The sequence below is a fragment of the Levilactobacillus bambusae genome, assembly GCF_003124125.1.
Lineage (GTDB): Bacteria > Bacillota > Bacilli > Lactobacillales > Lactobacillaceae > Levilactobacillus > Levilactobacillus bambusae.
This window is the reverse complement of record NZ_QCXQ01000002.1, coordinates 700,596-713,023: the sequence shown is the minus strand read 5'-3', so window position 1 is coordinate 713,023 and position 12,428 is coordinate 700,596. Positions and strand designations below refer to the sequence as shown.

The 12,428-nt window shown below is 47.0% G+C and carries 11 protein-coding genes and 2 tRNA genes; 9 read left to right on the top strand and 4 right to left on the bottom strand.

Translation table 11 applies throughout. From position 1 onward, the window contains the following. Window positions 1-4 precede the first annotated feature (4 nt). The 5 genes from gyrA to rpsR all read left to right on the top strand — a co-directional run bounded on the left by gyrA (window position 5) and on the right by rpsR (window position 5,128). Window positions 5-2,659 (top strand): DNA gyrase subunit A, encoded by a 2,655-nt coding sequence (gene gyrA, locus DCM90_RS06245; RefSeq protein WP_109250467.1) that lies wholly within the window; start codon window positions 5-7, stop codon window positions 2,657-2,659. A gap of 157 nt (window positions 2,660-2,816) precedes the next feature. Continuing rightward, window positions 2,817-3,389 carry a TetR/AcrR family transcriptional regulator gene (locus DCM90_RS06240; RefSeq protein WP_109250466.1) on the top strand — a complete coding sequence of 191 codons (573 nt, stop codon included), beginning with the start codon at window positions 2,817-2,819 and terminating at the stop codon, window positions 3,387-3,389. Between the two features lie 578 nt (window positions 3,390-3,967). Continuing rightward, on the top strand, window positions 3,968-4,270 hold the full coding sequence (gene rpsF, locus DCM90_RS06235; protein WP_109250465.1) for a 30S ribosomal protein S6: 303 nt from the start codon (window positions 3,968-3,970) through the stop codon (window positions 4,268-4,270). A 36-nt stretch (window positions 4,271-4,306) separates the two neighbouring features. After that, window positions 4,307-4,870, top strand: coding sequence for a single-stranded DNA-binding protein (gene ssb / locus DCM90_RS06230; RefSeq protein ID WP_109250464.1), 564 nt, complete (start codon window positions 4,307-4,309; stop codon window positions 4,868-4,870). A 21-nt stretch (window positions 4,871-4,891) separates the two neighbouring features. Further along, window positions 4,892-5,128 (top strand): 30S ribosomal protein S18, encoded by a 237-nt coding sequence (gene rpsR, locus DCM90_RS06225; protein WP_109250463.1) that lies wholly within the window; start codon window positions 4,892-4,894, stop codon window positions 5,126-5,128. 308 nt (window positions 5,129-5,436) lie between these two features. Here the strand turns inward: rpsR and DCM90_RS06220 are convergent, their stop codons facing one another. Beyond that, a complete protein-coding gene (locus tag DCM90_RS06220; protein WP_165815233.1) occupies window positions 5,437-6,300 on the bottom strand; it encodes a TMEM175 family protein in 864 nt (287 codons plus the stop codon). 175 nt (window positions 6,301-6,475) lie between these two features. Here DCM90_RS06220 and DCM90_RS06215 point away from each other — a divergent pair, with 175 nt between their 5' ends. The 3 genes from DCM90_RS06215 to dnaB all read left to right on the top strand — a co-directional run bounded on the left by DCM90_RS06215 (window position 6,476) and on the right by dnaB (window position 10,590). Beyond that, window positions 6,476-8,500 carry a DHH family phosphoesterase gene (locus DCM90_RS06215; protein WP_109250461.1) on the top strand — a complete coding sequence of 675 codons (2,025 nt, stop codon included), beginning with the start codon at window positions 6,476-6,478 and terminating at the stop codon, window positions 8,498-8,500. Window positions 8,501-8,562: 62 nt separating this feature from the next. Continuing rightward, a complete protein-coding gene (gene rplI, locus DCM90_RS06210) occupies window positions 8,563-9,018 on the top strand; it encodes a 50S ribosomal protein L9 (protein WP_109250460.1) in 456 nt (151 codons plus the stop codon). 177 nt (window positions 9,019-9,195) lie between these two features. After that, window positions 9,196-10,590 carry a replicative DNA helicase gene (gene dnaB / locus DCM90_RS06205; RefSeq protein ID WP_109250459.1) on the top strand — a complete coding sequence of 465 codons (1,395 nt, stop codon included), beginning with the start codon at window positions 9,196-9,198 and terminating at the stop codon, window positions 10,588-10,590. A 531-nt stretch (window positions 10,591-11,121) separates the two neighbouring features. On the opposite strand, the gene DCM90_RS06200 is transcribed toward dnaB, so the two are convergent. Then, on the bottom strand, window positions 11,122-11,367 hold the full coding sequence (locus DCM90_RS06200) for a hypothetical protein (RefSeq protein ID WP_109250458.1): 246 nt from the start codon (window positions 11,365-11,367) through the stop codon (window positions 11,122-11,124). A 182-nt stretch (window positions 11,368-11,549) separates the two neighbouring features. Between DCM90_RS06200 and DCM90_RS06195 the strand changes: the two genes are divergently transcribed. Continuing rightward, complete coding sequence (locus DCM90_RS06195; RefSeq protein WP_109250457.1) at window positions 11,550-11,777, top strand: hypothetical protein; 228 nt, start codon at window positions 11,550-11,552, stop codon at window positions 11,775-11,777. A 97-nt stretch (window positions 11,778-11,874) separates the two neighbouring features. Here DCM90_RS06195 and DCM90_RS06190 read toward each other — a convergent pair. Together DCM90_RS06190 and DCM90_RS06185 are read right to left on the bottom strand one after the other, a co-directional pair. Beyond that, window positions 11,875-11,947 (bottom strand) — tRNA-Lys (locus tag DCM90_RS06190). Window positions 11,948-12,129: 182 nt separating this feature from the next. Then, window positions 12,130-12,202: transfer RNA gene (locus DCM90_RS06185), tRNA-Lys, on the bottom strand. Between the last annotated feature and the right edge of the window lie 226 nt (window positions 12,203-12,428).

Here is a 12,428-nt window from a genome sequence, read left to right as displayed (position 1 = left end):
ATGAATGGAGGGTAACAGTTTGGCAGATGAAAACACATCTGGTCGGATTACCAATGTCAACCTCTCGAACACGATGAAGTCGTCCTTCTTGGACTACGCTATGAGTGTTATTGTGGCGCGGGCTTTGCCTGATGTTCGGGACGGGATGAAGCCGGTTAACCGCCGGATTCTCTATGATATGCATGAATTAGGGGTTACCCCTGATAAACCGTACCGTAAGTCAGCCAGAATTGTCGGGGACGTCATGGGTAAGTACCACCCCCACGGTGATTCGTCGATTTACGAAGCCATGGTGCGGATGGCCCAGGACTTTTCTTACCGGTATATGCTGGTTGACGGCCACGGAAACTTTGGGTCGGTTGATGGAGATAAGGCTGCCGCAATGCGGTATACCGAAGCCCGATTAAGTAAAATTTCCCGGGAAATGATTCGGGACATCAATAAAGATACGATTGATTACCAAGATAACTACGATGGTACGGAGCGCGAACCCGTTGTTTTACCGTCCCGGTTCCCTAACTTATTGGTTAACGGAGCATCCGGAATTGCGGTTGGGATGGCAACGAACGTGCCGCCTCATAACCTGCAGGAAGTTATCAACGCCATTCACGTGTTAATGGATAACCCCGATGCCACTACGGCTGACTTGATGGATGTTTTACCTGGGCCAGACTTCCCAACTGGGGCCATTGTGATGGGCAAATCCGCCATTCGGAAGGCCTATGAAACGGGTCGGGGAACCATTATCTTACGGTCTAAGACGGAGATTGAAACCAGTAAGACCGGCAAACAGCGGATAATCGTGACTGAATTACCGTACATGGTGAATAAGGCCCGGTTAATCGAACACATTGCTGAGCTCGTGCGTGACAAACGGTTAGAGGGAATCACCGACATTAACGATGAGTCTGACCGGGATGGCGAACGGGTTGTGATCGACATTCGGCGTGACTCAAGCGCAGAAGTCGTTTTAAACAACCTGTTCAAGGAAACCTTGATGCAAACCACCTTTGGGATTAATATGCTGGCAATTGTCAACGGTGCACCGAAAGTGATGGGGCTAAAGGAAATCCTGCAGCATTACTTGGAATTCCAACTTGAGGTCATTGTTCGCCGGACCCAGTTTGACTTAAAGAAGGCGGAAGCCCGGGCTCATATCTTGGAAGGGTTACAGATTGCCCTCGATCACATTGATGAAATTGTGACCCTCATCCGGCAGTCTCAAACCTCTGAAATTGCCAAGAATGAATTAATGAGCCGGTTCAGCTTATCTGACAAACAGGCGCAAGCCATCTTAGACATGCGACTGGTTCGGTTAACCGGTTTGGAACGTGACAAGGTGGAAAAGGAGTACGAAGGCCTGTTAAAGGACATCGCTGAGTACAAATCCATCCTGGCATCCCGCGAAAAGCAGCAGGCCCTCATCTACAACGAATTGATGGAAATTGCTGATAAATACGGGGACGACCGCAGAACCGAACTTATGGTGGGTGAAGTAACTAGCCTAGAAGATGAAGACCTCATTGCTCAGGAAGACATTGTGATTTCTCTGACGCATAACGGCTACATTAAACGGTTAAAAACGTCTGATTTTAAGGCCCAAAACCGGGGTGGCAAGGGCGTCCAGGGGATGGGGGTGCACGATGATGACTTCATCGAACACCTCGTTTCCGGCTCAACGCACGATGCCCTGCTCTTCTTTACCAATACCGGGAAGGTTTACCGGATGAAGGGGTACGAAATCCCTGAGTACGGTCGGACCGCCAAGGGAATTCCGATTATCAACCTGTTAGGCATTAATAACGATGAACATATTCAAGACGTGATTGATGTTCAGCAAACGGGTGATAATGGTGACCGGGATCTCTTCTTTACCACGGTAAACGGGACGGTTAAGCGGACGGCAGTTGCTGAGTTTGAAAACATCCGGAGTAACGGACTGAAGGCCATCAACCTCAAGGAGGGTGACGAACTCATCGACGTTTCCATCGTCACGAAGGAAATGAACATGATTATCGGGACCCACGAAGGTTACGCCGTTAGTTTTAACGTAGGTGCCGTTCGGTCCATGGGCCGGAGTGCCTCAGGGGTTCGCGGAATTCGCCTGCGCGATAACGACTATGTAATTGGCGCGAGCGTTCTGCACCCGGATGATAACGTCTTTGTCATCTCCGAAAAGGGTTATGGCAAACAGACCCCTGCGACCGAATACCCAATTAAGGGTCGGGGTGGTAAAGGGATTAAGACGGCGAATATCGTTGAAAAGAACGGACCGTTAGCCGGGTTAACAACCGTTCGCGGTGACGAAGATATTATGCTGGTCACCGATTCCGGGGTCATGATTCGGTTTGACGTGAACGATGTCTCAACCACGGGTCGGGCAACCGTCGGGGTTCATCTGATGCGGATGAACGAAGAGTCTAAGGTTGCCACAATGGCCAAGGTTGATAAGGAAGATGATCAGCCTGTGGATGCCGTGGATGCAGAGTTGAGTGCCGAAGAAATGACCCGTGAGGCTGTTTCGGATGCTGCCCGACCAGTTGCGCCCGCTGCGAATGCCGCCGATCCTAGCGACATTCAGGCACTTGCGGATCGTGAAATTAAACATGAAGAAGAGGAAGCGGAAAACCAGTCTGATGGTTCCGACCTCGATCGTTAAAGAATGACTCAATGGGAACGCTGCAGGTGAAAAACTTGTAGACGTTCCCATTTTAATTTGGTAAGCTCTGTTGTTAGAGATTAAGAGGGAACAAGTCTAGGCGTCAGAACGCTATCTTGAACGACCAATTTGGTTATAGAACTTGGGGTGCTTGAACTTGAATACAGATACGGAACAGAAGATTCAAACAGCGTTTTCAACTCTGTTACAGCAAATGGATGCCAGTCAAATTACGGTTCGTAAAATTTGTGATTCCGCGCATATCTCGCGAACTACCTTCTACACTTATTTTTCCGATATTGATGGCTTGTATCGGTATCTGGAAGAAATTGCGCTTGGCGGGATGGAATCAATATTAAACGACTGGCGCTACCTGGATTTTCGGGCGTTTAGTCCGAACGAACCCTTTACACCACTGCTCAAAATGCACCGGTATATTTTACTTCATGAGTCGTTATATGCAGCGTTCATGGGGATGCACGGGTCCATGATGTTCCGGCAAAAGTTTACAACGGTGCTCGGGGCGTCCTGTGCGTCATTCGTCGGTCGTCAGATTCACCGCGAAGTTACCGAAGATGATTTCTATTTACAATTTTACGTTGGCGGAATTTATAATGCGATTTACTATTGGCTTTTAATGCCTAAGGAACGCCGGCATACGCCAGAAGAGCTAGCAATAAGCGAAACAAAGATGCTCCGGCGGATTATTTCCGATATGCAGAAGGCGTAAACAAGGGTGAACTGGACATAAATGCACATAAATGTTCAGTGAAACTTGTCACAGTGTTTTGTATTGTTCACGTAAAAAGAACACTATGTTAGAAAAACGTTCGTGAAAATTGGACAACGAACGGCTGAAGTGTTCAGCGACCCTGCAAATATTTGTTAATATAATACTTGTAGATGGAGTTGTTCACTGTTTCTACTCAAATTCCCATGTCCTATTATCAAGCCGTGGTTGGGTAATTATCGTAATTGATAATTTAATCTTAATTTCTTAACCTCTTAATCGTATCTTAACGTTACTTTGATTCCTGAGCGGGAATCAAATGGCAAACCAATTTACGGCGTAAAAGCAATCAGTGTCCGGGGGGAGCTGATTGCTTTTTTTTGCGTTTTTTTCGTCAAATTAGGGATTCGGTGCGAACCTATATGATAGATCGCAATTCTAACATCCCAAGACGGCCTTGCCTTAACCTTAATATTCTGCTATACTATTAATTCGTGAGTATCTATCATTTGATAGATAACTCTCCTTGCTCCCTTCATTGGGAGGGAGCCTAAAGTCCATAAGGAGGTGTAACATTCATGGAAACGACTAATTACGAAATTACTTACATCGTTCGTCCAGACTTAAACGATGACGACAAGACGGCCTTGATCGACCGTTTTGACAAGATCTTGTCTGACAATGGTGCAACAATTGTTGATTCCAAAGACTGGTCTAAGCGTAAGTTTGCTTACGAAATTGGAGGCTACAACGAAGGTGTATACCACATTACTAATGTGACTGCATCTAACGATGAAGCCCTAAACGAATTTGACCGTCTTTCAAAGATCAATGATGGCATTTTACGTCACATGATCGTTAAGCGCGATGACAAAAACTAATCACTAAACTGTTTTAATTGAGAGGAGATTTCAGCTATGATCAACCGAGTCGTACTTACTGGACGCCTTACGCGGGATGTGGAATTGCGATACACACAAAGCGGTGCTGCCGTAGCAACATTTACGTTAGCCGTCGATCAGCGTTTCACCAACTCAAGCGGTGAACGCGGAGCTGACTTCATCAGTTGTGTTATTTGGCGTAAACCAGCGGAAACCTTTGCAAACTACATGCATAAGGGATCCCTCGTTGGACTCGAAGGCCGGCTCCAAACCCGGAACTACGAAAACCAACAGGGTCAGCGCGTATACGTCACTGAAGTTGTGGTTGATAACTGGTCATTCTTGGAACCCCGGTCCGCTAATTCCAACTCTGGAAATAACGGCAACTATGGTAACAATAATGGTGGTAATACCAATAACAACAATAACTACAACGCTCCTCAAGGAGACGTAAATCCATTTGCTGGAGGCAGCAATAATGGCGGTAACCGCGGTGGAAATTCCGCACCAAGCAACAATAACGGTGGGAATGCCCCAGCCGATCCATTTGCTAACTCTGGTGACCAGATTGATATCTCTGATGATGATTTACCATTCTAATTAATCTGAGGAGGGACAACTATGGCTAACCAACGTCGTGGCGGCCGTCGCCGTCGTAAGGTTGACTTTATTGCAGCCAACCACATCGATTACATCGATTACAAAGATACTGACTTATTAAAGCGGTTCGTTTCAGAACGTGGTAAGATTTTACCTCGTCGTGTTACGGGCACTAGCGCTAAGAACCAACGTAAGTTAACGATCGCTATCAAGCGTTCACGTATCATGGGCTTAATGCCATTCGTTACTGAAGACTAGTCTTTAGTTTCGGTGAGGGATTCGGATGAAAATCCGGGTCCCTTTTTTTGTGAGCACCGTTAATCCTCGAAAGTAAGCGAGAAGTTCCACACCCTGTCCTGTAACTACTGGTCCGAAAGCATCCTGTTAAGGATACTTTCGGACCATGTTGCAAGAGACACATTTTTTAGCGAAGCGGACCTAATGACCCAGTCTTTTTATGCCATCGACAAAAGGCGGTCCGATCCACCCGAAGATATTCGGAAGGGATCGGACCGCCGTAGAGCCTGTAATTCAGTTGTCAAGGGGTGACATGCTGTCAGATTGGCCTAGCTTTGGGAGTGACGGGAAGACCGATTACGCTGATTGGGCTGCCGGTATTTTTGGTACTGTCGAAACCAAGCGTTGGATTGGGATTCCGAGATGTTGAATTCCTGTTGGGCCCGTTTGGCAAATTCATTCCAGGCGGCCTGCTGCTTTTCTTGGTCGTGACCAATGCGGTGAACCCGCTGAATGTAGCGGCGAATCATTTGGCTGTACTTGCGTTTGTCTGCGCCAGACATTTGATCGAAGCTTTTCTGACCTTCAATTGGCATCTGTGAAAGATCCTGCATTTCCTCGCTATTTAAGGCGTTGGTGAAGAAGGACCGGATGGGAATAATTAAGAAAAAGACAAGGGCGATTTTGGGATAAAAGTAAGCTAGAACGATAATGGTTAAGATCATGCCAAACATTCGGCCCATGTCACGGTTGCCATAAATCGATTGGTACATTTTTTTCATGTTCGCCTTATCCGTAAACTTGAGGTGAACCAGATCTTGGGCGAGCGACCGGAATACTCCCTCGATCAGAAGGTAGAGGGTACCATATAACATGACCGTTTGCCGAACCGTATCCTGCGTCATTAGGCGGGTTAACGTTGGGGTTAATGAAAGAAGCAGTAGGAAGATCAGATCTTTAATCACAATTTTGTTTGGGACCTCATCCACGGCGTCAAAGGCGATGGCATGCTGGTACCATAAGTCCGCAACGAAACAGAAACTGACGATGTAAATCCCAATTGATTGAAAGAGCTGGACGAAATTAACGTTGCCGTTATGGACGGTCACGGGGAGCTCTAATACCATAATTGTGATAATAATTGCGATGATGGCGTCACTGAACGCATCAAGGCGTTCCTTTAGTTTTTTCATGATTGAAACCTCCATTAATGGCTTCTATCATAGCAGATTTAGGCGGGGGGAGCGGGGGAAATTCACCGGCTGGTCATCAGAAGCGGATTCCCGCTAGGTGTGCTAAAATAACACTAGTAGACTATCTTCATGATTGAACGAAATTTAAGTCGTGAAAGTCAGATGAGGCATTAAAATGAAAAGATTCTTTTCGAGAGAAACGATTCCAGAGTTTTTAAGGAATAAACGGCTGCGGTGGATCGCGGCCTTCAATTCAGTTCTGGCGATTTTAGGCATTGTCCTGGCCTTTGTGGTGAACTGGATTTTTGGGCTAGGGGTGCTCATTGTTGTGGGCGTTGCAATGGTCGTCATCTTCAACATGATGGCGGCGATTAGCGCCGATACTAATCAGTACATTACCGACCTATCCTTTTACGTGCGGCACGGCGAACAGGCGGCGCTTCTTCACATGCCACTGGGCGTCATGGTGCTAAGCGACGATCACGTGATTGACTGGGTAAATCCCTACCTTCAGCGGTACTTTGGCGATACTGAGGTGTTGGGACGCCGCCTATCAGATTTAGACCCGGAATTAACGGAACTGATTAAGGCCCACAGAGATGATGATCGGCCCGTCAACGTTCGCTGGCGCAGTTACCGGTTTTCCCTGTTGGTTCAACCGGAACAGCATACCGTTTATCTAATGGACGTGACCCACTACCAACTCATTCAGGAGCAGTACGATGCTGAAAAAGTGGCCATTGGTCAGGTTTTCTTGGATAACTATGATGAAATTACCCAGTCCATGACGGATAAGGACATTTCTAACCTCAGAAACTACGTGACGAATGAGTTATCAACGTGGGCCCAACGGTTTGATATGTACATTAAGCGCCTGGACGACGACCATTACTTCTTGATTGCCTACGCTCGGTCACTAAGAGCCATTGAAAGCGACAAGTTTAAAATCTTGGATGCGATCCGGGAAACCACGTCGAAACAAAATTTCCCGTTAACGCTGAGCGTTGGGATCGCATACGGGGATCCCGATCTCAATACGTTAGCTGATCTGGCCCAGAGTAACCTAGACCTCGCTCTAGGGCGCGGGGGAGACCAAGTTGTGGTCAAATCGCAGGACGGGGAAGCCCGGTTCTACGGTGGACGAACGAATCCGATGGAAAAACGGACGCGGGTCCGGGCCCGGATGATCTCCCAGGCGCTTCAGGAATTGATGAACGATTCCGACCAGGTCTTTGTTATGGGCCACGTTCGGCCTGATATGGATGCCGTAGGTGCCTGCTTGGGGATTCGACGGATTGCCCAAATGAACCATAAGCAGTGTTGGATTGTCCTCGATAGTGAGAATCTCCACTCCGATATTCAGCGGTTGCTGGATGCGGTGAAGGACGATCCCGAAATCCGGGACGCCATTATTACGCCCGCTGAGGCCTTAGAAAAGGCGACGGATCAGAGTCTGCTCATTATGGTGGACCACTCTAAACCATCCCTTTCCATGTCACCAGAGCTCTATAAGCGGCTGGAAAACCGGGTGATGATCATTGACCACCACCGGCGCGGTGAGGAGTTCCCTGAAAATCCAATTCTGGTTTACATCGAACCCTACGCCAGTTCAACCTGTGAACTCATTACGGAAATGTTTGAATACCAGTCCCAAAGCGAGCCCATTACGCGAATTGAAGCAACGGCTATGCTGACGGGAATCACAATTGATACCAAAGAATTTTCACTGCGGACCGGGACCCGGACGTTTGATGCGGCAAGTTACTTGCGGTCTGCGGGTGCCGATCCAGAAGAAATGCAGCAGTTTATGAAGGAAAACGTGGACAGTTTCCTTCAGCGCAACCATTTAATCGGGTTAGTTGAGTTTATTAACCAAAATATGGCGTTGATTACCGGGGAAGAAGATAAAACGTACGATAACGTTACGGCAGCTCAGGCGGCGGACAGCTTACTGGGGATGTCCGGCGTGGATGCGTCGTTTGTCATTACTAAACGAAACGACGGTAAGATCGGAATTAGCGCCAGAAGTACTGGTGATGTCAACGTCCAATTAGTGATGGAAGCTATGGGCGGTGGCGGCCACCTGTCGAATGCGGCCACCCAAATTGAGGGCCAAACCGTTGGTGAAGTCAAACAGCAGCTGCTGGATGAAATTGCCAAGCAGGACGGTGATGAACCTAGCGAACCCTCTGCGGATTAGTTTGAAACCCACCCGAATCTAGGGTAGGATAGAGGGTAGAAATTAGCGAGGAGTGACTCACAGTGAAAGTAATTTTTACGCAGGATGTTCGTGGTAAGGGCAAACGGGGCGAAGTCAAGAACGTGCCCGATGGATACGCCCAAAACTTCTTAATTAAAAAGGGCCTTGCTAAGGCCGCTGATGCGAAAGCCATGAGTCAACTAAAGGGTCAACAACGGGCAGAGGCACGTGAAGAAGCCGAAGAATTAGCCGATGCGGAAGCATTAAAGACTAAGTTAGAGGACGATAAAACGGTCGTTCAAATCCAAGCTAAAGCGGGCACAGACAGCCGGTTATTCGGTTCCATCCCATCAAAGCAGATTGCAACGGCACTTAATAAACAGTTTGGCTTAAAGCTTGATAAACACAAAATTGAACTGCCACAACCCATTCGGTCACTCGGTTACACGAACGTTCCCGTCAAACTCCACAAGGACGTGACGGCTAAGATTCGGGTCCACGTGATTGAACAGGGATAATTAGGCAGGAGCATAAGACGTTCAGGCCGTGTTAGTAAGGGTGGTGACCGGATTCGATTTTGATCGGATTTGGTTACCACCCTTATTTCATTTGCCTGCCTAAAATTAGTATTCGAGGGGATCAATTTCTGTTAGAATAGACCTAATATTCAATGAGATGAAAGGAGGGACTTCCAATTGGATAACGTCCCAATTGATCAGACCCCACCACAGAACCTGGACGCCGAAAAGGCCGTTTTAGGGGCTATTTTTTTGAACGCTGAAGCGATTGTGGATGCCATGGAAATTTTGGAGCCGGATGATTTTTACCGGCGCGCCCACCAGATTATCTTCCAAGTCATGATGGACTTAAATAATCAGGATGAAGCGATTGATGCCGTGACGGTAACCAACCAGTTAACCCAGCGAAATCAGCTAGATGACGTGGGTGGAATTGCCTACATTGGTGAGTTAGCAACGTCCGTCCCAACGGCGGCCAACATCGTTTACTACGCTAAAATTGTGCAGGATATGTCGGTTCGGCGGCGGTTAATTCAAACGGCCACTAACATCGTCACAACGGCTTATACGGGAGAGGACTCCGTGGAAGACATGTTGGATGGTGCCGAACGCGACGTGATGAACGTGGCACAAAGTCGCAGTCAATCAGGGTTTATTAACATCCAAGAAGCCCTAAGCTCCGCCTTAGCTGAAATTGATCAGCTGTCTCAAAACGACGATGTTGTCACGGGTTTGGCCACGGGCTACCCTGAGTTAGATAAAATGACCACCGGTTTTCACGACGATGAATTAGTCATTCTAGCGGCCCGGCCCGGGGTGGGTAAGACCGCGTTTGCACTAAATATCGCTCAAAATGTGGGGACCAAGACGGATACGACGGTGGCAATTTTTAGTCTGGAAATGTCCGCAGAGTCCTTGGTCGATCGGATGCTGTGTTCAGAAGGCTCCATTGATGCCAATCACTTAAGAACGGGTCAGCTTAACCAAGAAGAGTGGAATAACCTCATGGTTGCCATGGGAAGCCTTAGTCAAGCGAGTGTGTACATTGATGATACGGCTGGAAATAAAATTACCGAAATTCGGGCTAAGTGCCGGCGATTGGCAAAGGAAACGGGCAACCTAGGTCTGGTCATTATCGATTATCTTCAATTAATTGAAGGTAATAATAAGGAAAACCGGCAGCAGGAAGTGTCTGACATTTCCCGGCAGTTAAAAAAGCTCGCTAAGGAACTGCACGTTCCCGTAATTGCGCTTTCCCAACTGTCCCGGGGAGTGGAACAACGTCAGGATAAGCGGCCCGTCCTATCGGATATCCGGGAATCTGGATCCATTGAACAAGATGCGGATATCGTGGCCTTCCTTTATCGGGATGACTATTACGAACGTGATGGCGATGACGAAGACGGCGGAGGCAGCACGCCTCAGCAGGATGAAGGCGACGAAAACGTGGGTCCCGTTGAAGTCATTATTGAAAAGAACCGGTCCGGGGCCCGGGGAACCGTTAAGCTGCTCTTCGTTAAATCCTATAACAAGTTCTCATCAATTGCCTATGATCCGGGTCAACCGGCTTAAATTGACGAAAAAATGCAAAAAGTTTGACTTTTGAAACTTTTTTTATGTTTTATGACAGAATCTTCATACTTTCGTCATATTTAATGGTTAATATAGTCAACATAGAAATCAGTTAATGATTTCTTGCAAAGATTAAAATCTTTTTTCATGTACTCCTCCTCCCCTGGAATAATGAAAAAATATAACGTCATTCTTATATGACGTTACCCCTACTCCGATGGTCACCGCTTCCCCGAGCGGTGGCCTTTTTTGTGTGGAGAGAACGGAGGCAGTCGATTAAACCTCGAGGACTACCTAGCAATAGGGAGTGTGCTTGGGTTGGAGCATAGTCCCTATTGCGTAGTAGCCGCAGAGGTTTGACTGCCAGAGTTCATTTCGACAACGTAGCAGGCAACAGAACCGCAGAGGGTTGAACGGAGGAACCCGACTAAAAAAGCAAGGGACCAACTCCGATCAAAACACAATCGAACCTGGTCCCTTGTTTTTTAGCACGGCTTGAACGTTTTATGTTCCAGCCTCTTAGACATTACTTTACTTAATGGACTCGATTTGAAGTCCCTTGTTATCGAGGTCGTCAATGGTTTCCTTCATAATGATGCGAGAATCATCGTACGTAATCCCTGGTAGTGCAGAACTAGCATAATTCCCCGTAATCTGCCCGTTCACCAGTAACGGCATAACGTGAATTTGATCGTGATTAGTGGTGGTAATGGTAACTTCGTAGCCGGCATTCAAACGGTCAACGGCTTTTAGAATCAACGATGTTTCTGCTAACATATGACGTTTCCCCCTTTGGAATTTTCCTGTCAACTCATTATGCGATCATTCTAGCATGATCAATTATAAATGACTACCAATCGGAATCACATAAAATTGAAAAAAGCCCATCAACTAACTGACATTAGTGCTATACTGATCGCAGATACTAGGGGAACGATGGATTTAAAGGGGAGAGTCACATGAAGAAGTTTCGAATTGGGTTATTTGTAGTGGCAGGTTTTATTCTGGGGATGCTGCCACTACCCGTTAGTGAGGGGCAAACGTTTGGGAATTGGATTACGGTGATCCAACCCGGAAGAGGGGAAACGACGCTCCATAACCATAAGGGGCGGGTTTCCGTAAACCCACCGGAGGATCAACCGAAGCACGATACGGGCCACGTACCCACCCATGACGTTAATCAATAAGTGTTTATCAAAAATAGGACCCCAACTTGATATCTAGTTGGGGTCCTAATCTATATAGTCATACAAAAAAACCCACCAACTAGTGGTGGGTTAAGGATGGGCAGTCAGGGGATCGAACCCTGGACCCACGGATTAAGAGTCCGTTGCTCTGCCAGCTGAGCTAACTGCCCATGTCATGAATCAACTATATTATAATATCATGAATGTTACACCGGTGCAACATAAAAATCACTTTTTTGTCTTGCATGGCCAGGCCACACAATGAATATGAGATAATAGGGAACATTAAAAATAAAAAACCATCAATTCAATGCATACATCATGCACCAAATTGATGGTTTCGGGTTAAGGATGGGCAGTCAGGGGATCGAACCCTGGACCCACGGATTAAGAGTCCGTTGCTCTGCCAGCTGAGCTAACTGCCCATGTCATGAATCAACTTTAATATAATATCATGTGGATACTGATCACGCAACCTTTTTTAGGCGAGAAAGTCATTTTTTATTCATTTTTTGACTGATTAACCATTTCTAAAGTGCGGTCCAATCCCCTAGAACTCTAGCTTTCATGTGTTATAATTGATTCAGCGCGAACCGTTTAATGCGCCTAAAATAATAAAATTAGCCGAGCCAATCAAACCAACCGGCTCGC